22 protein-coding genes are annotated in these 19,656 nt (G+C 68.6%); 10 read left to right on the top strand and 12 right to left on the bottom strand.

The window, feature by feature from the left end; genetic code table 11:
- Positions 1–100 precede the first annotated feature (100 nt).
- The 3 genes from JOF42_RS00540 (at position 101) to JOF42_RS00530 (ending at position 2,652) form a co-directional block, all read left to right on the top strand.
- Complete coding sequence (locus JOF42_RS00540; RefSeq protein ID WP_307803490.1) at positions 101–757, top strand: hypothetical protein; 657 nt, start codon at positions 101–103, stop codon at positions 755–757.
- A gap of 213 nt (positions 758–970) precedes the next feature.
- Positions 971–1,732, top strand: coding sequence for an SDR family NAD(P)-dependent oxidoreductase (locus JOF42_RS00535; RefSeq protein ID WP_210096066.1), 762 nt, complete (start codon positions 971–973; stop codon positions 1,730–1,732).
- Positions 1,733–1,818: 86 nt separating this feature from the next.
- Positions 1,819–2,652 carry an SDR family oxidoreductase gene (locus tag JOF42_RS00530; protein WP_210096065.1) on the top strand — a complete coding sequence of 278 codons (834 nt, stop codon included), beginning with the start codon at positions 1,819–1,821 and terminating at the stop codon, positions 2,650–2,652.
- Positions 2,653–2,711: 59 nt separating this feature from the next.
- Here JOF42_RS00530 and JOF42_RS00525 read toward each other — a convergent pair whose 3' ends face one another.
- Genes JOF42_RS00525 through JOF42_RS00510 form a run of 4 tightly spaced genes read right to left on the bottom strand, consistent with a single transcriptional unit; the run spans position 2,712 to position 5,315 of the window.
- Entirely contained in the window at positions 2,712–3,461 is a 750-nt protein-coding gene (locus JOF42_RS00525; RefSeq protein WP_210096064.1) for a sulfite exporter TauE/SafE family protein, read from the bottom strand.
- A gap of 7 nt (positions 3,462–3,468) precedes the next feature.
- On the bottom strand, positions 3,469–4,056 hold the full coding sequence (locus JOF42_RS00520) for an ankyrin repeat domain-containing protein (protein ID WP_210096063.1): 588 nt from the start codon (positions 4,054–4,056) through the stop codon (positions 3,469–3,471).
- A gap of 10 nt (positions 4,057–4,066) precedes the next feature.
- Positions 4,067–4,705, bottom strand: coding sequence for a bifunctional 4-hydroxy-2-oxoglutarate aldolase/2-dehydro-3-deoxy-phosphogluconate aldolase (locus JOF42_RS00515; RefSeq protein WP_210096062.1), 639 nt, complete (start codon positions 4,703–4,705; stop codon positions 4,067–4,069).
- Positions 4,706–4,760: 55 nt separating this feature from the next.
- Positions 4,761–5,315 carry a ribosomal protein L7/L12 gene (locus JOF42_RS00510; protein ID WP_245340678.1) on the bottom strand — a complete coding sequence of 185 codons (555 nt, stop codon included), beginning with the start codon at positions 5,313–5,315 and terminating at the stop codon, positions 4,761–4,763.
- A gap of 70 nt (positions 5,316–5,385) precedes the next feature.
- Here JOF42_RS00510 and rlmN point away from each other — a divergent pair, with 70 nt between their 5' ends.
- Positions 5,386–6,675, top strand: coding sequence for a dual-specificity RNA methyltransferase RlmN (gene rlmN / locus JOF42_RS00505; RefSeq protein WP_210096061.1), 1,290 nt, complete (start codon positions 5,386–5,388; stop codon positions 6,673–6,675).
- Here the strand turns inward: rlmN and JOF42_RS00500 are convergent.
- Complete coding sequence (locus JOF42_RS00500; RefSeq protein WP_210096060.1) at positions 6,624–7,265, bottom strand: NAD(P)H-dependent oxidoreductase; 642 nt, start codon at positions 7,263–7,265, stop codon at positions 6,624–6,626. The two genes, rlmN and JOF42_RS00500, sit on opposite strands and share 52 nt — an antisense overlap.
- A 66-nt stretch (positions 7,266–7,331) precedes the next feature.
- Here JOF42_RS00500 and JOF42_RS00495 point away from each other — a divergent pair, with 66 nt between their 5' ends.
- The 3 genes from JOF42_RS00495 to JOF42_RS00485 all read left to right on the top strand — a co-directional run bounded on the left by JOF42_RS00495 (position 7,332) and on the right by JOF42_RS00485 (position 11,012).
- Positions 7,332–7,910, top strand: coding sequence for a TetR/AcrR family transcriptional regulator (locus JOF42_RS00495; protein WP_210096059.1), 579 nt, complete (start codon positions 7,332–7,334; stop codon positions 7,908–7,910).
- A 68-nt stretch (positions 7,911–7,978) separates the two neighbouring features.
- On the top strand, positions 7,979–9,610 hold the full coding sequence (locus JOF42_RS00490; protein ID WP_210096058.1) for a DUF4407 domain-containing protein: 1,632 nt from the start codon (positions 7,979–7,981) through the stop codon (positions 9,608–9,610).
- A gap of 388 nt (positions 9,611–9,998) precedes the next feature.
- Positions 9,999–11,012, top strand: coding sequence for an aldo/keto reductase family protein (locus JOF42_RS00485; RefSeq protein WP_210096057.1), 1,014 nt, complete (start codon positions 9,999–10,001; stop codon positions 11,010–11,012).
- 128 nt (positions 11,013–11,140) lie between these two features.
- Here JOF42_RS00485 and JOF42_RS00480 read toward each other — a convergent pair whose 3' ends face one another.
- The 4 genes from JOF42_RS00480 to JOF42_RS00465 are packed head-to-tail and all read right to left on the bottom strand — an operon-like array spanning position 11,141 to position 15,607.
- Entirely contained in the window at positions 11,141–12,046 is a 906-nt protein-coding gene (locus JOF42_RS00480) for a carbohydrate ABC transporter permease (RefSeq protein ID WP_210096056.1), read from the bottom strand.
- Entirely contained in the window at positions 12,043–12,993 is a 951-nt protein-coding gene (locus tag JOF42_RS00475; RefSeq protein ID WP_210096055.1) for a carbohydrate ABC transporter permease, read from the bottom strand. Before JOF42_RS00475 ends, JOF42_RS00480 begins: the two co-directional genes overlap by 4 nt.
- Positions 12,994–12,996: 3 nt before the next feature.
- Positions 12,997–14,310 (bottom strand): ABC transporter substrate-binding protein, encoded by a 1,314-nt coding sequence (locus tag JOF42_RS00470; protein ID WP_210096054.1) that lies wholly within the window; start codon positions 14,308–14,310, stop codon positions 12,997–12,999.
- Positions 14,311–14,368: 58 nt separating this feature from the next.
- Positions 14,369–15,607, bottom strand: coding sequence for an aminotransferase class V-fold PLP-dependent enzyme (locus tag JOF42_RS00465; protein ID WP_210096053.1), 1,239 nt, complete (start codon positions 15,605–15,607; stop codon positions 14,369–14,371).
- Between the two features lie 165 nt (positions 15,608–15,772).
- Here JOF42_RS00465 and JOF42_RS00460 point away from each other — a divergent pair, with 165 nt between their 5' ends.
- Positions 15,773–16,486: a FadR/GntR family transcriptional regulator gene (locus tag JOF42_RS00460; protein WP_210096052.1), complete on the top strand. Its 714-nt coding sequence runs from the start codon at positions 15,773–15,775 to the stop codon at positions 16,484–16,486.
- A 290-nt stretch (positions 16,487–16,776) separates the two neighbouring features.
- On the opposite strand, the gene JOF42_RS00455 is transcribed toward JOF42_RS00460, so the two are convergent.
- Positions 16,777–17,220, bottom strand: a complete 444-nt coding sequence (locus JOF42_RS00455) for a GNAT family N-acetyltransferase (RefSeq protein WP_210096051.1) — start codon at positions 17,218–17,220, stop codon at positions 16,777–16,779.
- A gap of 11 nt (positions 17,221–17,231) precedes the next feature.
- Positions 17,232–17,744, bottom strand: coding sequence for a glycine cleavage system transcriptional repressor (locus tag JOF42_RS00450; protein WP_210096050.1), 513 nt, complete (start codon positions 17,742–17,744; stop codon positions 17,232–17,234).
- Positions 17,745–17,899: 155 nt separating this feature from the next.
- Here JOF42_RS00450 and JOF42_RS00445 point away from each other — a divergent pair, with 155 nt between their 5' ends.
- Both JOF42_RS00445 and JOF42_RS00440 read left to right on the top strand, forming a co-directional pair.
- A complete protein-coding gene (locus tag JOF42_RS00445; RefSeq protein ID WP_210096049.1) occupies positions 17,900–18,187 on the top strand; it encodes a hypothetical protein in 288 nt (95 codons plus the stop codon).
- Positions 18,188–18,529, top strand: coding sequence for a hypothetical protein (locus tag JOF42_RS00440; protein ID WP_210096048.1), 342 nt, complete (start codon positions 18,188–18,190; stop codon positions 18,527–18,529).
- Positions 18,530–18,581: 52 nt separating this feature from the next.
- Here the strand turns inward: JOF42_RS00440 and JOF42_RS00435 are convergent, their stop codons facing one another.
- Positions 18,582–19,640: a PLP-dependent cysteine synthase family protein gene (locus JOF42_RS00435; protein ID WP_210096047.1), complete on the bottom strand. Its 1,059-nt coding sequence runs from the start codon at positions 19,638–19,640 to the stop codon at positions 18,582–18,584.
- Positions 19,641–19,656 lie beyond the last annotated feature (16 nt).

The following is a 19,656-nucleotide window of genomic DNA, read 5'->3' as shown; positions in this document are numbered from 1 at the left end:
GCACATATTCTCCCGGTTCCGGGGGCTCGCCCGCGGTTAGTGTCGGTTCGGGCCGCCGTCGGCGGCCTCTTCACCCATCCATCGACACACAGAGGTCTTCGTGCGCGTTTCGTCCCGGTCGCAGTGGTGGCGAAGGCACGGCAGCGATGCCGACGCCGCATCGCCGGACGCCGCGACCGACGGTTCGGATGCGGCGCCGGGACTCTCGGTCGGTCTGCCCAAGGCGCCGGCGATCTCATCGCAGGAGCCCTCCGAGCATGACCTCGACCAGTTCGTGCAATGGATCTGGGCCGAAGGCGGCACGGAGGCCACGGTCGACGGATCACCCGACGATCGCGCCGACGAACCGGTCGGTGAATCACGCAAGACCCTAGAGGAGCAGTACGACATGAGTTCACTTGACGACGCCCTGCAGCAGTTGCTGGCCATCGAGGGCGCGACCGGCGCCGCGATCGTCGACTACGGCAGCGGTATGGCGCTCGCCCAGGGCGGCAACCCGTCGTTCGACCTCGGCATCGCCGCGGCCGGCAACTCGAACGTCGTGCGCGCGAAGCTCGCCACGATGCGCGATCTCGGGGTAACCGACGAGATCGACGACATCCTCATCACGCTGAGCTCGCAGTACCACCTCATCAACGTGCTGAACACGACGAGCGCGAACGGCCTGTTCATCTACCTCGTGCTGAACCGGGCGGCGGCGAACCTCGCCCTCGCGCGTCACAAGCTGAAGGGGATCGCCGCTCAGATCGAGGTCTGAGCGCACAGAGCCGCGACGGAGGGGGAGGACTGTGGGGGTCCTCTCCCTTCGTCGTGTGTGTGACCGGGGTGCTCCTTCGCCCCGGTGCGCGTCAGCGGGGGTGTCGTAGGCTCGGATCGACGGCTGGTCGGCGGCGGCTCGGCCGCGCGATCAGCTGATACTCGGGATCAGGTAAACTGACACCGAGTCGCACACGTTTCGAAGGAGAACCGCATGCAGATCCAGGGCTCGAGTGCTCTCATCACCGGCGGTGCGTCCGGTCTGGGCCTCGCCACCGCACGCCGACTGGCCGCGGCCGGTGCCGTCGTGACCATCCTCGACCTCCCGTCGTCAGCCGGAGCGGAGATCGCCGACGAGCTCGGCGGAGTGTTCGCCGCCGGAGATGTCACCAGCGCGGATGACGCGGCCGCAGCCGTCGCCGCCGCTCAGGCCGCCGCCCCGCTGCGCGTCGTCGTCAACTGCGCCGGAATCGCGCCTCCGGCCAAGGTCCTCGACCGCGACGGCAACCCGGCGGTGCTCGCCGACTTCGAGCGCATCGTGCGCATCAACCTCGTCGGCACGTTCAACGTGCTCTCGCAGGCATCCGCCGTGATCGCGAAGAACGACGCGACGGATGACGGCGACCGCGGCGTCATCGTGAACACCGCGAGCGTCGCCGCCTTCGACGGTCAGATCGGCCAGCCCGCCTACTCCGCCTCGAAGGGCGGGGTCCACGCCATGACGCTGCCGGTGGCTCGTGAGCTCGCCCGCTACGGCATCCGCGTCTGCACCATCGCCCCGGGCATCATGGAGACCCCGATGCTGATGGGGCTGCCGCAGGCCGCGCAGGACTCGCTCGGCCAGCAGGTGCCGTTCCCCTCGCGGCTCGGCCGCCCCGACGAGTACGCCGCCCTCGTGCAGCAGATCGTCGAGAACGGCTACCTCAACGGCGAGACGATCCGCCTCGACGGCGCCATCCGGATGGCGCCGAAGTAGACCTCCCCGGGCATTCGAATCGCGCACTTGGTGAGATTCGAGCCCGCAAAACTGCAATTCACGCGATTCGAACGAGAAGGTGGCTGATGAGCACACTGGCAGGCAAGACCATCCTCATGTCCGGCGGCAGCCGCGGCATCGGGCTCGCGATCGCCTTGCGCGCCGCGGCTGACGGCGCGAACATCGCGATGCTCGCCAAGACCGACACCCCGCACCCCAAGCTCGAGGGCACGGTGCACACGGCGGCCGAGCAGATCCGCGCCGCGGGTGGCCAGGCACTGCCGATCGTCGGCGACGTGCGCGATGACGACGACATCACCGAGGCCGTGCTCAAGACGCAGGGCGAGTTCGGCGGCATCGACATCGTCATCAACAACGCCAGCGTCATCGACCTCTCGCGCTCGCTCGACCTCGGCGCCAAGAAGTACGACCTGATGCAGGACGTGAACGTGCGCGGAACGTTCATGCTGTCGCGCGCCGCCGTGCCGATCCTCAAGGACGCCGAGAACCCGCACATCCTGTCGCTGTCGCCGCCGCTGAACCCGACGCCGAAGTGGCTCGGCGCCCACACCGGGTACACGCTCGCGAAGTTCGGCATGACGATGGTCACGCTCGGCCTCGCGGCGGAGTTCGCCCGCGACGGCATCGCGGCCAACACGCTGTGGCCCCGCACGACCATCGCCACCGCCGCGGTGCAGAACCTGCTCGGCGGCGACAGGGTCATGGCCGCGAGCCGCACGCCCGACATCTATGCCGACGCCGCCTATGCCGTGCTGCTTAAGCCTGCGGCGGAGTACACCGGCCAGACGCTGATCGTCGAGGATGTGCTCGAAGCCGACGGCGTGACCGACTTCTCGGGCTATGCTGCGGTGCCGGGCACACCCGACGACCGGCTGTTCCCCGACATCTTCCTCGACTGAGCCAGGGTCAGGCGGGGCCGGGTCGGGCTGAGCCGGGCCGCGCTGAGCGCGGCGCCCGGTCAGAACAGCAGGTAGAGCGCCCCGGCGATCGTCAGCACGATCACGATGCGGTCGAACAGCACCTGGTTCATGCGCTTCGCGAGACGGATGCCCGCGAGGGCGCCGATCACGACGAGCGGCGCGAGCACGGCATCCATCAGCAGCACGTGTCCCTCGAACAGGCCGAGACCCGCGAGGAACGGGATCTTCACGAGGTTGATGATCGCGAAGAACCAGGCCGAGGTGCCGAGGAACACCTGCACGGGTGTGCGGGTCGCGAGGAAGTACATCGACATGACGGGTCCGCCGGCGTTCGCGACCATGGTCGTGAAGCCGCCGAGGGTGCCGTAGACCCCCGAGAGCACCAGGCCGCCGGGGGCGGGCGCCACGGCATCCGCCCTGTTCTGCCGCCATCGGCGCCACAGGGTGACGGCGATCATCGCGAGCAGGATCACGCCGATCGCCCGCCGCACGATCCCGTCGCCCGCGAGCGCGAGGAACGCGAACCCGGCGACGAGCCCGGCGATGACTGCGGGCGCGAGACGCAGCAGAGTCGGCCAGTGCGCGTGACGGCGGTAGGTGATCAGCGCGAACACGTCGCCGACGATGAGCAGCAGGAGCATCGCCGCGGTCGACGTGCGCGCGGGCAGTACGGTCGCGAAGAGCGCGATGGCCAGGATGCTGCCACCGGGGAGCGCGGTCTTCGAGATGCCGATCGTGACGGCCGCGAGTCCGAGCGCCACCCAGGCGAGGGGTGCGAGGTCGATCACCGGGTCATCAGCGTTCGAGCAGGGCGACGATGTCGTCGTAGCCGCGAGCCGCGGCGAGGTCGCGGGGGAGCACGCCGTCACCGTCGCGGATCGTGATGTCTGCGCCGCCGGCGATCAGTGCGCGCACGACCTCGACGTACGTGTCGGATCCGTCGCCGAGCACGATGGCCTCGTGCAGGGCCGTCCAGTTCAGGTTGTTGATGTGGTTCGGGTCGACACCCGCCTCGAGCAGGATGCCGATGGTCGAGAGCAGCCCGCGCTCGGATGCCGGGATCAGTGCGGTGCCGCCGAAGCGATTCGTGCTCGCGAGGTCGGCGCCGTTGTCGAGGGTCAGCCGCAGGATCTCGTCGTGGCCGCGGGCGCCGGCGTAGAGATACGCCGAGTCCTGGATGTCGTCCTTGGCGTTCACGTCGGCTCCGGCCTCGATCAAGACGCGGGCGGCCTCGATGTGGTTCTGCTTGGTGGCGGCGACGAGAGCCGTCATCCCGCCCTCGCCGCGTGCCTCGACAGTGGCCCCGACGTCGAGAGCGGTGCGCACGGCATCCGCGTCGCCTGCGGCGGCGGCGTCGAAGAGATCACGAGTGCTGTCGGACATGGAGGACTCCTCAGGCGCGGGTCGCTGCGAGAGCTGCGGCGAAGCGGGCCGAACGCTGTTCGATGTCGGCCCAGTCGGATGCCTTGAGCGAAGCGCCGTTGGCGAGGTCGCCGCCCGCACCCACCGCGACGGCTCCGGCGCGGAACCAGTCGGCGAGGTTGTCGGGGCTGACTCCACCGGTCGGCATCAGCGGCGCATCCGGGAACGGCCCGCGCAGCGCGCCGAGGTACGAGGGGCCGCCGAGGGAGGCGGGGAAGATCTTGACCACGTCGACGCCGAGCTCGAGTGCGCCCATGACCTCGGTCGGGGTCATGGCGCCGGTCATCACGACGCGTCCGGTGTCGAGCATCGCGCGGGTCAGCGTGGGGAGCGTCCCGGGGCTCACGAGGAACTCCGCACCGGCATCCGTGGCGAGGGAGGCCTGCTCGATGGTCGTGACCGTGCCGGCGCCGATGTAGGCGGCATCGCCGTGGCGGGCGACGAGCTCGCGGATCACCGCGGGGGCATCGGGGGTCGAGAAGGTCACCTCGATGCCGGTCACTCCTCCGCGGATGATCGCCTCGGAGGCCTCGAGAGCGAGCTCGGGCGACGGTGCGCGCAGCACAGCGAGCACGCCGGTGGCGCGGGCGCGGGAGAGACGGTCGGGCATCGAGGGCTCCTTCGAGTGGGGGTTCGTCCCCATTCTCCCCGACCGCAACCTGTAATTACAAGTGACGCGGGTGCGGCCAGGCCTCGACGACGTCCTTCGACTCCTTGAGCCCGAGGCCCGTGTGCTCGCGGACGAGCTTGATCGCGTGGATCTTCTGATCGGCCGCGACGAGCCGGTCGACCTCTGTCGCGACGGATGCCGGGAGCGCGCCACGCACCGACGACGGCGTGGCGGTGATCGACGAGTACGCGGCCGAGGCGTTCGAGACGGCCGCGAGATGAGGAGCCGTGGTGCTGACCGACCAGTGATCGATCCGGTCCTTCGCCTCTTTCAGTCCGACCCCCGTGTTCTCGCGGTAGAGCTTGATGGCGTGGATCTTCTTGTCTGCGGCGACCAGGCGGTCGATCTCGGCGATCGCCGCGGGCGTGAGCTGCGAGGCCGACGCGGTCGACGTGGAGGTGGAGGCGACGGACCGCGCCATCGTCGGCGAGGGTGTGTAGGCCTGGGCCTCCGGAGCCTTGGGGCGCATCGACCTCAACGCCGCGGCGACGATCACCGCACCCAGGCCGATGACCACGATGACGCTGCCGACGGCGATGAAGAGGTCCATTCGCTCAGTCTAGGGACGCGTGTGCCCCCGCCCCAGGGCCTTCCCACCCGGCACCGCGTACCCTGGAGGTATGACCGAGACTCCCCGCACGCGCGAGACGCGCCCCGCCACGGCACCCGCGTCGTCCCGTTCGGGAGCCGTCCGTTCCACCAAGGCTCCGCAGGTGCGCCCCGCGACCGAAGGCTGGACCCAGCAGAAGGATGCCGAGGGGCGGCCGCTGCTGCAGTTCGCGAGCCCCAAGCGCGGCAAGCCGCCGGTGCACCTCGCCGACCTCACTCCGGCTGAGCGTGTCGAGAAGGTCAAGGAGCTGGGCCTCCCCGGATTCCGCGCGAAGCAGCTCTCGACCCACTACTTCCGCCACTACACGTCGGATGCCGCCGAGATGACCGACCTCCCGGCCGACACCCGCGAGCAGCTCGTCGCCGGCATGCTGCCGCCGCTGCTGACCGAGGTGCGCCGCCTCGAGACCGACCGCGGAGACACGATCAAGTTCCTGTGGCGCCTGCACGACGGCGCCCTGGTCGAGTCGGTGCTCATGCGCTACCCCGGTCGCATCACGCTGTGCGTCTCGTCGCAGGCCGGATGCGGCATGAACTGCCCCTTCTGCGCCACCGGTCAGGCGGGTCTCACGCGCAACATGTCGACCGCCGAGATCATCGAGCAGATCGTCCGCGCCAACCGGCTGATCGCCGAGGGCGGCCTCGGCGGCAAGAAGTCCGACGACCACTCGATGGAGCGGGTCTCGAACATCGTCTTCATGGGCATGGGTGAGCCGCTGGCCAACTACAAGCGCGTGATGGATGCCGTGCGCTCGATGGTCGCACCTCAGCCCGACGGCCTGGGCATGAGCGCTCGCGGCATCACGGTGTCGACGGTCGGACTCGTGCCGGCGATCAAGAAGCTCGCCGACGAGGGCATCCCGGTGACCTTCGCTCTGTCGCTGCATGCACCCGACGATCACCTGCGCGATGAGCTCATCCCCGTGAACTCGCGCTGGAAGGTCGATGAGGCCCTCGACGCCGCTCGGTACTACTACGAGAAGACGGGCCGTCGCGTCTCTATCGAGTACGCGCTGATCAAGGACATGAACGATCACGCCTGGCGTGCCGACCTGCTCGCCGACAAGCTCAACGAGCGCGGTCGCGGCTGGGTGCACGTCAACCCGATCCCGCTGAACCCGACCCCCGGCTCGATCTGGACCTCGTCGACGCGCGAGGCGCAGAACGAGTTCGTGCGCCGGCTCAACGACGCCGGCATCCCGACCACCCTGCGCGACACCCGCGGCAAGGAGATCGACGGTGCCTGCGGTCAGCTCGTCGCGACGACCGAGGACGAAGCGGCGTCGGCCGCGATGGCCTGAGCCCCGCCCGCGCCGTTCGCGCGATCGCGGAGGCCGTCTCGGCGGCCGAGCGACTCGGCGCGCTCGAGCCATGAGGTGATGCGCTCGGGGCTCGCGTCCTTGACGCCCAGCATCCTTGTCGTGCGCACCGAGCGGACGCCGCAGAACCGCAGCGTGCCACGGGCGACGTGCGTCTGCGCGGGCAGACCCGTGAAGGGTGTGAGGAACCACGGGGTATCCGCGAGCAGGAACAGCCGACCGTTTCGCGCGGGCAGCAGCCCCTCGGGCAGCCCGAGCTTCGTGTAGCGGTACTCCTGCTGCGGAAGCAGGGCGCGGTCGAAGAAGCCCTTGAGCAGGGCGGGAACGGATCCCCACCACAGCGGGGTGAACACGACGACGGTCGCGGCCTCTGCGAGCGCGCGCTTGGCGTCGATGAGGTCGGGCTCGAGCTGCATGCGCTCGCGGTAGCCGAACCGCAGGGACGGGTCGAACTCGAGGTCGCGGAGCGCGATGATGCGCGCATCTCCGTGTGCCGCGGCATAGCGCCGGGCGAGCTCGGCGGTGAGGGACCGGGCGTCGGGGTGGCCGTCGATGATCAGTGCGGTGGACATGCGAGCTCCTATGTTGACAGTGTCAAGCAGTGGTGGACACTGTCAAGATAGGCAACAATGTTGCTTGTGTCAAGTTCCCGATCCGGCTATCACCACGGCGACCTCGCCCACGCCCTCGAGGCTGCCGCGATGCAGCTGCTCGTCGACAAGCCGGCCCAGGAGATCAGCCTGCGCGAGGTCGCTCGCGCAGCAGATGTGAGCCACAACGCCCCGTACCATCACTTCTCCGACCGTCGGGGGCTGCTCAAGGTGCTCGCCGAGCGGAGCATGGCCGACCTCGTCGTCGCGGTGCGCGCGGCGATCGAAGAGGCCCCCGATCCGCGATCCGCCGCGATCGAGGGCGGTGCCGCGTACATCCGCTTCGCGGTCGAGCACCCTCACGGATTCGACGTGATCTACGACCCGACCGTGTGCATCCCCGGGGAGCCCAGCGAGATCATGGCCCCGCTGATCGCCGAGCTCGAAGAGCTGCTGTCGACCGCATCCGTGGCCGCAGGCCTCGACAGCGAGAGCGGCGTCACCGGGGTCTGGGGTCTCGTACACGGGCTCGGAACACTGTGTGCGGCGGGGCACTTCTCGCTCGACGACGCGCTCGCCGCGAGCGACGAGGCGCTCGGTCGCATGCTGCCTCATCGACTCCTCTGATCGTCGCAGGGGCGGAGACACAGGGTTCGTGCACGTTTTCCACAGGCGACCTTTCGTAGATTGTCGGGATGCCCTATTCCGCTCACCGCCCGGGACGGTTCGACTCGCAGGGTCGGATCATCCTCGACAGCGACCCGAACGCTGACACGGACGACCTCGACTTCCTGCGTGCGTACGAGCCCACCGGCGCCGATCTGCAGGCGCCGCAGCAGGCCGACCCTGCGCCCGCGGCCGAGCCGGAGCAGGAGACGGATGCCGCGGCATCCGCCCGTCCGGTGCGTGAGCCGAAGCCCCGCCGTCAGCCGCGTGAGCGCAAGCCACGCGTGCCCGGCTCGCGTCTGCGCACGCTCGCCATCCTCGGTGGAGCGGATGGCGAGATCCTCGACCGGGTGCCCGGCGAGACCCCTCGATTCGTGCAGATGTTCTTCGTGCTCGCCGGCACCGCGCTGGTCTCGGCGATCTCCATGCTGTTCGCCCTGACCACGGGTGCCCAGGCCGTGATCTGGCTGGCGGTGCCGCTCGCGATCGTGTGGGCGCTGATCATCTTCAACCTCGACCGGTTCCTCACCTCGACCATGTCGTCGACGCGGAACGTGTGGAAGCTCATCGGTCTCGCGATCCCTCGAGTCGTCATGGCCGCGATCATCGGATTCGTCGTGGCCGAGCCGCTCGTGCTGCAGATCTTCCAGAACGATATCTCGCGCGAGGTCGCCTCGACCAACATCACGCAGGCGCAGGCCGACCAGGATGCCCTCGAGACCGGCCCCGAGAAGAAGGCGCTGGATGCGGCATCCGACCGCGTCGCCGAGCTCGAGAACCAGGCGGCCACGGGTGTCGTCGCCGGCACCGACTCGTCGTCGGCGAGCGAGTCCGCCGCGCAGACCACGGTCGACGACCTCACCGCCAAGATGACCGATCAGCAGGCCGTCATCGACCAGGCGCGGATCCTGTACCAGTGCGAGCTCACGGGTGAGGGCGCGGGCACGGTTCCCGGCTGCACCGGCGTGAACGGCGAAGGCGCGAGCTCGGATGCCGCCAAGGCGCAGCTCGCCGAGGCGCAGCAGACGTACGACGGGCTCGCCGCACAGCTGCGCACCGCCAATGAGGAGCTCGCCGCGGCCGGCACCGCCGCGAAGGAGAACACCAGCACCTCCGAGGCGCAGAACCGCGAAGAGGCCAAGTCGCAGCTGCCCGCCGCGCGCGACAGCTACGACACCGCGCTCGCCGCCTACAACGCACGCGCCGAGTCGGTGGCATCCGGCAACGCGGGCGCGATCGGACTGCTCAGCCAGATCAGCGGACTGAACAGGCTCAGCGAGAAGGAGCCCACGATCCTGTGGGCGCACATCCTGATCGCCGCCCTGTTCTTCATGATCGAGCTGCTGCCGGTGCTCGTGAAGGTGCTCACGTCGTACGGCGACCCGTCGCTCTACGAGAAGGCGGCCGCGATCCGCAAGCAGGTCGCCCTCGACAAGGTCACCGCCGAAGGCTTCCGCGACCGCGCGGCGATCGTGAACGAGCAGTCGCAGGGCATCCAAGCCGAAGCCGGGCCGAGCGAGCCGCAGACCCGTGCCGAGCGCAAGGAGGCCGAGCAGGCCGCGCAGGAGCGCGCGCAGGCCGAGGAGCGCGAGCTCGCCGAGAAGCGTGCCCAGGCGCAGACGCTCGCGGAGCAGGAGCAGCTGGTCGAGCCCCGCGTCTGAGACCGCCGGGTCCGGTGCCGCTTCGGTGCCTGGACCGGTGCTTCGGTGCTTCGGTCGCAGTTGGTGCCGCTTCGGTGCGAGGTCGTGGGGTTCCGGTCGCAGTTTGTGCCGCTCGTGCGCGCGCCGGGCGGCACGAACTGCGACGGGAGCGGACGGATGCTCGCGCTGGGCGGCTCGAACTGCGACGGGAGCGGACGGATGCTCGCGCTGGGCGCCTCTAACTGCGACAGGAGCGGGCGCTGCTCGCGCCGGGCGGCGCGACCTGCGACGGGAACGGTCGGATGCTCGCGCTGGGCGGCTCCAACTGCGACAGGAGCGGACGGATGCTGGTCTGAGACCGGTCACGGGATCCGGGCCCGACCCCTGCGCCGGCCGGTAGCGTTGTGACATGGTCAACTATCGCTATCTCGGCAACAGCGGTCTCAAGGTCTCTGAGATCACCTACGGCAACTGGGTCACCCACGCTTCACAGGTCGGCGACGACGCCGCCGTCAAGACCGTCCACGCGGCGCTCGACGCCGGCATCACCACGTTCGACACGGCCGACACCTACGCGAACACCGCGGCTGAGGTCGTGCTCGGCACGGCGCTCGAAGGTCAGCGCCGCGAGAGCCTCGAGATCTTCACGAAGGTCTATTTCCCGACCGGTCCGAAGGGCCCGAACGACACCGGGCTGAGCCGCAAGCACATCCTCGAGTCGATCAACGGCTCGCTGAAGCGCCTCGGCACCGAGTACGTCGACCTCTACCAGGCCCACCGCTTCGACTACGAGACCCCGCTGGAAGAGACGTTCCAGGCCTTCGCCGACGTCGTCCGCCAGGGCAAGGCTCTCTACATCGGAGTCTCCGAGTGGACGGCCGAGCAGCTGCAGGACGGCCACGCGCTCGCCAAGGAGCTCGGCGTGCAGCTCATCTCGAACCAGCCCCAGTACTCGATGCTGCACCGCGTGATCGAGGGCAAGGTCGTGCCGACGTCGCAGGACCTCGGCATCTCGCAGATCGTCTGGTCGCCGATGGCGCAGGGCGTGCTCTCGGGCAAGTACCTGCCCGGTCAGCCAGTGCCGGACGGCTCGCGCGCGACCGACCCGCACAGCGGAGCGGACTTCATCAAGAGCTTCCTGAAGGACGACATCCTCACCGCGGTGCAGCGCCTCAAGCCGATCGCGGAGGAGGCGGGACTGTCGATGCCGCAGCTCGCGATCGCGTGGGTGCTGCAGAACCCGAACGTCGCCGCAGCCCTCGTCGGCGCCTCGCGCCCCGAGCAGCTCGCCGACACGGTCAAGGCCTCGGGTGTGACGCTCGACGCCGACACTCTCGCCGCGATCGACACCGCACTGGGCGACACGGTCAACCGCGACGCCGAGGCCACGTACTCGATGTCGCCGAAGGCCCGCATGGTCTGACAGGCGCACGCACGACGAAGGCCGCCGTTCGGATGAACGGCGGCCTTCGTCGTGGTTCGCATCCGGTTTCGAATCGCGCACTTGGTCGTTTCTCGGGGGAGATTTCTGCAAAGTGCGCGATTCGAAACCTATTCCTTGACCGCTCCGGCGGTGAGACCCTGCACGATCCAGCGGCTCGCGAGAGCGAACATCGCCATGGTCGGCAGGATCGTGAGCACGGCGGCGGCGCTCATCGAACCCCAGTCGATGTTGAAGGTGGAGATGAAGCCGTTCAGGGCCGACGGCACCGTGCGGTTCTCATCCGTGTTCATCAGCACGACCGACAGGAACAGCTCGTTCCAGCAGTTGACGAAGTTGAAGATGAATGCCGCGATGATGCCGGGGGTCATCACCGGGACGAGCACCCGGAACAGGGCGCCGAAGCGCGAGCATCCGTCGATCATCGCCGCCTCTTCGAGTGCGTCGGGGACGTTCTCGAAGAACCCGCGGAGCATGACGGTGGAGAAAGGGATGCAGACCGCGATGTACACGAGGATCAGGCCGGGTTTCGTGTCGACCAGGCCGAGGTCGGTCATCATCGAGTACAGCGGTCCGAGCGCGATGAACGCGGGGATCATCTGCGTCAGCAGGAAGGCGACCAGCACCGTGCCCTTGCCGCGGAACTCGAAGCGGGCGATCACGTAGGCGCTCAGCAGCGCGATCAGCGTCGCCACCGCACCCGCGATCGTCGCCACGAGAGCCGAGTTGCCGAGGAAGACCCCGAACGAGCTCTGCTGGAACAGGCTCACGTAGTTGTCGAACGAGGGCTCTGAGGGCCAGTACTCGATCGGGAACGAGTTGATCGTCCCCGGCGACTTGAACGACGTCAGCGCGATCCAGTACAGCGGGAACAGCGTGATGATGAGCCAGAGGCCGAGCCCGACGACGCGCACGACGCCGCCGACCGAGACCTTGCGCTTCGGTCGAGGGGCCTTCGCGAGGTCGGGGACGGTGAGACGCCGGGTCTCGGTGACCGTGGTTCCGGTGATGGTCATCGCTGGACCCTCCGCATCGCCATCAGGTAGAACGCGCAGAACACGAACAGGAACGCGACGACGATGAGTCCGATCGCGCTCGCGATGCCGTAGTTGCCCTGCTGGGTGTAGTTGATCATCCACGTCGTGATGATGTGCGTCTGGTTCGCCGGTCCGCCGTTCGTCATCGCGTAGATGATGTCGGGGAAGTTGAAGATCCAGATGATGCGCAGCAGGATCGTCAGCAGCAGCGTCATCGAGATGTACGGGATGATGATCGAGAACAGCTGGCGCACCTTGCCCGCGCCGTCGAGGCTCGCAGCCTCGAGCATCTCGTCAGGCACCGACTGGAGCGCGGCGAGGATCATGATCGCGAAGAACGTCACTCCGTACCAGATGTTGGCCACGATGACCGCGAACATCGCGAGCTTCGGGTCGGCCAGCCAGGGCAGCGGGGCGTCGATCACCCCCGCCTTCATGAGCAGGTCGTTCACGACGCCGAACTCGGCGTTGAACATCCAGCGGAACAGCATGCCGATCAGGAAGCCGGAGACGGCCCAGGGGAAGAACACGAGCGCCTGGTAGAGACCGCGGAAGCGGAATCGCTTGCGCAGTGCGAGCGCGATCAGGAAGCCGATCACGAGCTGCGGCACGAGCGAGCCGACGACCCACAGCACCGAGTTCCACGCGACGGTGGGGAAGGCCGGGTCCTGGAAGACGGTGACGAAGTTGTCGAAGCCCACCCAGGGGGTCGACGTGAGGTCCCAGAGGTTCCAGTCGTGGAAGGCCATGCGTGCACCCTGCAGCATGGGCCAGTAGGTGAACCAGCACACGAACACGATCGCCGGGGCCATGAAGGCCAGCAGCGTCAGCGCATGGCGGCCACGGAAGGGGCGGCGCCGGCGGGATGCCGGGGAGGCCCCGCCGGCGGTGCCGACGGAGCCCCCTTCGAGAGTGGTCCGGGTCACGGATCAGCCCTTTTCCGCAGCGTACTTCTCGGTCCAGAAGGTGTCCCACGACTCGAGCAGCTCGGAGGTGCTCATGTTGCCCAGGAGCACGTTCTGCACGTCCTGGTCGGACTTCTGGATCCACTCGGTCCACCAGCTGACGCCACGCGGCTGACGCACGTTGACGTACGTCTCGGGGTCCTCGGTCATGGTGACGTAGCTGGTCCACGGGCCGGTCGAGTAGAACTCGTCGTCCGCGGCATCCGAGATGATCGGCACGAGGCTGTTGGCCTGTGCGAACTCGGTTGCGGGCTCGGCCGACGAGAGGAACTCGACGAGCTTGACCGCGGCATCCTGGTGCTCGCTGTTCTCCGCGACGCCCCAGCCGGCGACGGCCAGAGGCTGCGCGGCCTTGCCCGACGGGCCGACGAGCAGCGGGGCGGTGTCCCACTGGTCCTCGGTGAGCGACGAGTCCTGCACCGTCGCGATGACCTCGGGGTCCTGCAGCAGGAACGCCGTGGTGCCGTTGGTGAAGCCGGCGACCATCTCGGGGTAGCCCCACGACACGGCCGAGGGCGGGGATGCCTCCTTGAAGAGGTCGAAGTAGTCGTCGACGGCATCCTGCGCCTCGGGGGCCGCGAAGATCGTCGAGCCGTCCTCCATCAGGAAGGCGTCGTCGACGTCGAGGTCGTCGATCGTGTACGCCTCGATCGCCGCGACGACGTTGCTGTTCGCGTTCTGGCCGCCGCGGAACGCGTAGCCGTAGATGTTGTTCGACGGATCCTGGATGGCGCTGGCCTGCTCGAGCAGGTCCTTCCAGCTGTGCGGCGGGCCGTCGAAGCCGGCATCCTTCACCAGGTCGGTGCGGTAGAAGAGCGACAGGCCGTAGAAGCCGTAGGGCACGAAGTAGCTCTTGCCGTCGGCGGCCACGGATGCGGACTGCGCGTTGTCGGTCAGGGCATCCCAGCCGTCCCACTTCTCGAGGTCGCCCGAGATGTCGTGCAGCCAGCCGTTGTTCGCGAACGGACCGACCGTGATGTCGCGGACCTCGAGGACGTCGACGCCCTTGCCGGACTGCAGCATCTGCTGGATCTTCGCGTCGGCCTGCTCGGTGGGCGGCGAGACGAGGTTGACCTTGATCTTGGGGTTGTCGGCCTCGAACTCGTCGAGCAGTCCGCGGATCAGGTCGGTGCGCGCAGGGTTGGTCAGGCTCTCGACCATCTGCAGGGTGACGGTGCCGTCGGCGGATTCGCCGCCGCCTGCGGAACAGCCGGTGAGCGCGAGGGCGGCGACGGTGCCGATTCCCGCGGCGGTCGTCAAGATTCTGTTCTTCTTCACGAGGTGCCTCTCAGTTGGTGGTGGTGTGTCGGGTGGTGGTGGGTTGTGGTGGGTCGGGTCAGGGAACGATGAGGGAGTCGGCACTCGTGCGGATGCCGGCTCGGCGCAGGATCTGCGGGATGCAGCGCTCGACGAAGGTCTCGAAGTCGGACGCCTCGGTGTAGAGGTGCGCCGACAGACGGAAGTAGCCGATGCCGCGGAAGCTCGTGAACGCGGTCTCGACGCCGGTCTCGTCGAGCAGGTCCATGCGCAGGGCGTCGGCCTCTTCGCGGGTGGAGCCGAGTCCGAGCGGCAGGCGCACGAGCCGCATCGAGGGCACGGGTGAGGGGAGAGGGGTGAGCGGGTCCTCGTCGCCGTAGGGGCGCAGGCCCTCGGCGATGATCTCGGCACCGGCATCCGCCATCTGCGCCATCGCCAGTCGGGCGTTGTGCCAGCCGAACTCGGCTTCGATGAACTCGATCGAGGCGGGGGTGGCGAGATAGGTGGTCGCGTCGATCGTGCCCTGGGTGTCGAAACGCTCGGGGTACGGCTCGTTCGCGGCCCACGAGTCGATCAGCGGCCAGAGGTCGTCGCGGTCGGGCGCGTTCGTGACGAGCAGCGCCGAGCCGCGAGGGGCGCAGGGCCACTTGTGCAGGTTGCCGAACCACCAGTCGCCGCCGGCGACCGCGGCAGCATCCGGCACGAGACCTGGGGCATGTGCGCCGTCGACGAGCGTGCGGATGCCGCGCTCGGCGGCGAGCTCGGCGATGCGGCGGGTGGGCAGCATCCGGGCCGTCGGAGAGGTGATCTGGTCGACCACGATGAGGCGCGTGCTGGAGGTGAGTGCATCGGCGAAGCGCTGCACGACCTCGTCGTCGGAGGCCAGCAACGGCAGCTCGACGGCGCGGACGGATGCTCCGAAGCGGCGCGCCAGGCGCTGCGCGCCCATCGTGATCGCGCCGTATCCCTGGTCGGTGACGAGGATCTCGTCGCCGCGCTCGAGCCGCAGCGAGTTGTAGACCACGGTGGCTGCAGCCGAGGCGTTGGGCACGAAGACGCTGTCTTCGGCGTAGGCGCCCACGAACGGAGCGGTGCGCTCGCGGGCCTGCTGCACCCGCTCGGCGATGCGGGGGAACCACTCGACGGGGCTGAGGTCGGCGCGGCGGCGCAGAGCATCCTGCTGTTCGACGACGGCGGTGGGCACCGCCCCGAAGGACCCGTGGTTCAGGTGGATCACGTCGGGGTCGAGGGGCCACGCATCACGGGCTCGCATGCCGGAGTTCAGCGTGAGCGGTGCGGGGAAGGCTGGTGCGGGCATCGGTCCTCGTCGGTGCGTCAGGGGGAGTTGTTGCACAACTTTGCCACACGGCTTCCGAAATGGCTACGAAAAGGTGAGGATGAAACATAGTTGTCATACGAATTTGATGAGGGCCCTGCATCCGACAGACTCGCAGGGGGATCGGGCGGTGTCAGGAGGATGACCATGAGCGCATTGGACACGGCTCTTCACGGGCTGCGCACGCTGATCGCCGACGGTGCCCTGCGCCCCGGTGATCGTCTGCCGAGCGAGGGCGAGCTGTGCGAGACGCTCGGCGTCTCACGCGGGTCGCTGCGAGAGGCCATCCGCATGCTGGCCGCGCTCGGCGTTCTCGACACGAGGCACGGCTCGGGCAGCTATGTCAGCGAACTGCGCGCCGCCGACCTGATCGGCAGCCTGTCGCTCACGGTCGGGCTGCTGCCCATGGCGGGGGTGCTCGAACTCACCGAGCTGCGTCGCGTGCTCGAACCGCACGCGGCCGCCCTCGCCGCAGCGCGTATCGACGCGGCGACGATCGAGGAGCTCAGTGGCGTTCTTGACGAGATCGAGGCCAGCGACGACTTCGAGGATCATTCGCGGCTCGACCACGCCTTCCACATGACGATCTCGGAGGTCGCGGGCAACGACGCCCTCACGAGCCTCATCGACGTACTGCGCTCGCGGTCGCGCGCCTATCGGATCCCGGATGCCGGCGATGCCGCCGAACTCAAACTCCATTCGGATGCCGGTCACCGCGCGATCCTCCGCGGACTCGCGGCGGCGGATCCGGTCGCGGCCTCGGCTGCAGCATCCGCTCATGTCGCCCAGACCGAGTACTGGGTGCGGCGGTACACCGACACGGATGCGCCGGCGCCTGTGGCTGCGCCGACGGCTGAGTGAGTCGATGCTGGTCCGGATCTGCGGACCCTGACCCGTTACGCGGACCGATCTGCGGTGGGACTGGTCCGGATCTGCGGACCCTGACCCGATCTGCGGACCGAACTGTGGTGAGACTGGTCCCGGTCTGCGGACCCTGACCCGATCTGCGGACCGAACTGCGGTGGGACTGGTCCCGATCTGCGGACCTTGACCCGATACGCGGACCGATCCCGCCGATCCGTCTGGTGATCGGGGCGAGGTCCGCTGATCGGGCGCGGTACACGGGCGTGGTCCGCCGATCGGGACGGCTGTCAGTCCGATCGCGGAGCGAAGCGCAGGACATTCGTGTCGCGGCGCACGAACCCGACCGACTCGTAGAGGCGCAGCGCCGATTCCCGCGACGGACGCGACGTCAGGTCGAGTGTCGGGATGCCCCGCCGCCCGGTCTCGTCGATGATGGCCTCGAGCAGCAGTCGTGCGATTCCTCGCCCGCGGGCATCCTCGACGACGACGACGTCTTCGATGGTGGCGTGCCAACCGCTCACGAGAGGAGCGGTGGTGAGCGTCGCCATTCCCAGGATCCGACCCGATTCCCGCGCGAGGAAGAGGTCTGCATTCGGCGAATCGATCAGCGCGAGCATCCGCTCCGAGTCGAATCCGGCGGTCCGCGAGAGCTGCGGAAGAAGCGCCTCGATGCGCTGGAGGTCGCCCGGCGTGAGGTGGTCCGCGATCGAGAGGCTGATGTCGTCGGTCATGGGGTGACGGGTCAGGCGAGGGTGATGTCGACCTGGATCTCGGTGGCGATGCGCTCGAGGTCGCGACGGAGTGCGTCGAGGTCGACGGATGCCGGAACGCGTGCGATCACGGATGCCTCGAACAGGCGGCCGCCGGCCATCGCGGCATCCCGTGTCTCGGTCGCCAGCTCTTCGATGCTGAGCTCGTGCGCGTTCAGCACGTTCGACACCTCCCTGACGATGCCGGAGCGGTCGTTGCCGAGCACGCTGATCTCGAGCACCTGGTCATCGGCGTCGATCGCGGGAGCGCCCGTGAGCACGGCCAGCGTCAGAAGCCCCTGGCCCTGGAGCTCGCGCAATGCGGCCTGCAGCCCCTCCGAGTGCTCGGAGGAGACCGACACCTCGATCACTCCGGCGAAGGTCCCGGCGAGCTCTGCGAGCGAGCTGTTCTCCCAGTTGCCGCCGTGGGCATCGACGACATCGGCGACGGCGGCGACGAGACCGGGGCGATCAGCACCCGCGACAGTGAGGATGAGAGTAGTCATGCGGCCAGCGTAGGGCGCGTTCGGAGGTCGGCGCGACCCGGGGTTCTTTTGAATCATTCAAAACAAGGTACGCTGGGTGAACAACGTGGTGCCGGGGTTGCAGCCCCGGCACCACTGTCCGTGAAGCACCACCACCCCTGACTGAGGAGGCTCACATGAGTCACGAACACGCCAAAGATAGCCGATCACTGCCGATGGATCGCTCGATGGGGCGCGAGGGGCGCGAGCGCATCGTTCGCGAAGCGCTCGAGCGCATCGACGGAGCGCCGGCGCCGGCGGTCGACATGATGCAGGCGGCGATGGGATCCGAAGCGCAGATCCGCCTCGTCCACGACGTCGTCCGGGCCTATCTCGATGAGCACGACCTCGCTGATACGAAGGCATGGGCTGCGGCCTTGCAGGAACGGCCGACGACGCATGACGCGTCCGTGAGCGTGATCTGAATGACGATCGCTTCGATGGTTCAGCTCCCGGTCGCAGCACTCGGCACGGATCCCGCGGTGCAGCACATCACCGAGTCGGATCTGCTCTCGACGCCGCCCCGCATCACCGACCCGTCGCGGGTCATGGGGCGCCTGGAATCAGGTGGACTCGGGCGCCCGAGCTTCGTCGTCGTCGAGTGCGCAGAAGGTCGGATACCGGCCGCGCTGGTGCTCGAATACGGAGACGCGGATGCTGAGCGGACGAGGTCGGCACGCGTGTGGAGCCGTGCGGGCGGGAGGGGGATCGCCCCGCTCTATCGCCTCAGCGGCGACAGCTCTTCGGGCGGTTACGTCACCGCGTGACGGCGGTGCTTCGGGGCGGTGACCTCGGGCGGCGTCGGAGACATCCGCGCGGTCAGTCGACCCAGACGCCCGTCTCGAGGAGGTGGTCGAGGCGGGCGCGGTGCGGGGCGAGGTCCCAGCCCTGCTCCGCGACCCACTCGTCGTTGAAGTACGTGCCGGCGTAGCGGATGCCGCTGTCGCAGATGAGCGTGACGATGCTGCCGCTCTCGCCCGCCGCGCGCATGCGCGCGATGAGCTGGAAGGCGCCGTAGAGGTTGGTGCCGGTCGAGCCGCCGGCGAGGTGCAGGGTGCGTTCGCGCAGCATCCGGATCGCGGCGATCGAGCCCGCGTCCGGTACGCGGATCATCTCGTCGATCACCGTCGGCACGAACGAGGCCTCGACACGCGGTCGGCCGATGCCCTCGATGCGGCTCGGTCGACCGGCGGGCGGGTCGACGGTGCCGGCCCATCCGTCGTAGAAGGCCGAGCCCTCGGGGTCGACGACCGCGATCTGGGTCGCGTGGCGGCGGTACTTCACGTACCGGCCGAAGGTGGCGCTCGTGCCGCCTGTGCCCGCGCCGACCACGATCCAGCGGGGGATCGGATGCCGCTCCTGCGACAGCTGGCTGAACACGCTCTCGGCGATGTTGTTGTTGCCCCGCCAGTCGGTCGCGCGCTCGGCGTAGGTGAACTGGTCGAGGTAGTGCCCGTGGCACTCGGAGGCCAGGCGCTGCGCCTCGGGCGACATGTCCTCCGCGCGATCGACGAAGTGGCAGCGTCCGCCGTAGAACTCGATGAGGTCGATCTTCTCCTGGCTCGTCGAGCGCGGCACGACCGTCACGAACGGCAGGCCCAGCATCCGCGCGAAATACGCCTCGGAGACGGCGGTCGACCCGCTCGACGACTCGACGAGCGTGGAGTGCTCGGTGATGTGGCCGTTGACCAGCCCGTACAGGATCAGCGAGCGCGCCAGACGGTGCTTCAGCGAGCCGGTGGGATGCACCGACTCGTCTTTCAGGTACAGATCGATGCCCCATTCGGGCGGCAACGGGAAGAGGTGCAGGTGCGTGTCTGCGCTGCGGTTCGCGTCGGCTTCCAGCAGGGCGATCGCGGTGCTGGTCCAGTCGCTCATCCTTCGAGCGTAACGC

This window comes from Microbacterium phyllosphaerae (genome assembly GCF_017876435.1).
Taxonomy (GTDB): domain Bacteria; phylum Actinomycetota; class Actinomycetes; order Actinomycetales; family Microbacteriaceae; genus Microbacterium; species Microbacterium phyllosphaerae.
This window is presented reverse-complemented; position numbering and strand designations above follow the sequence as displayed.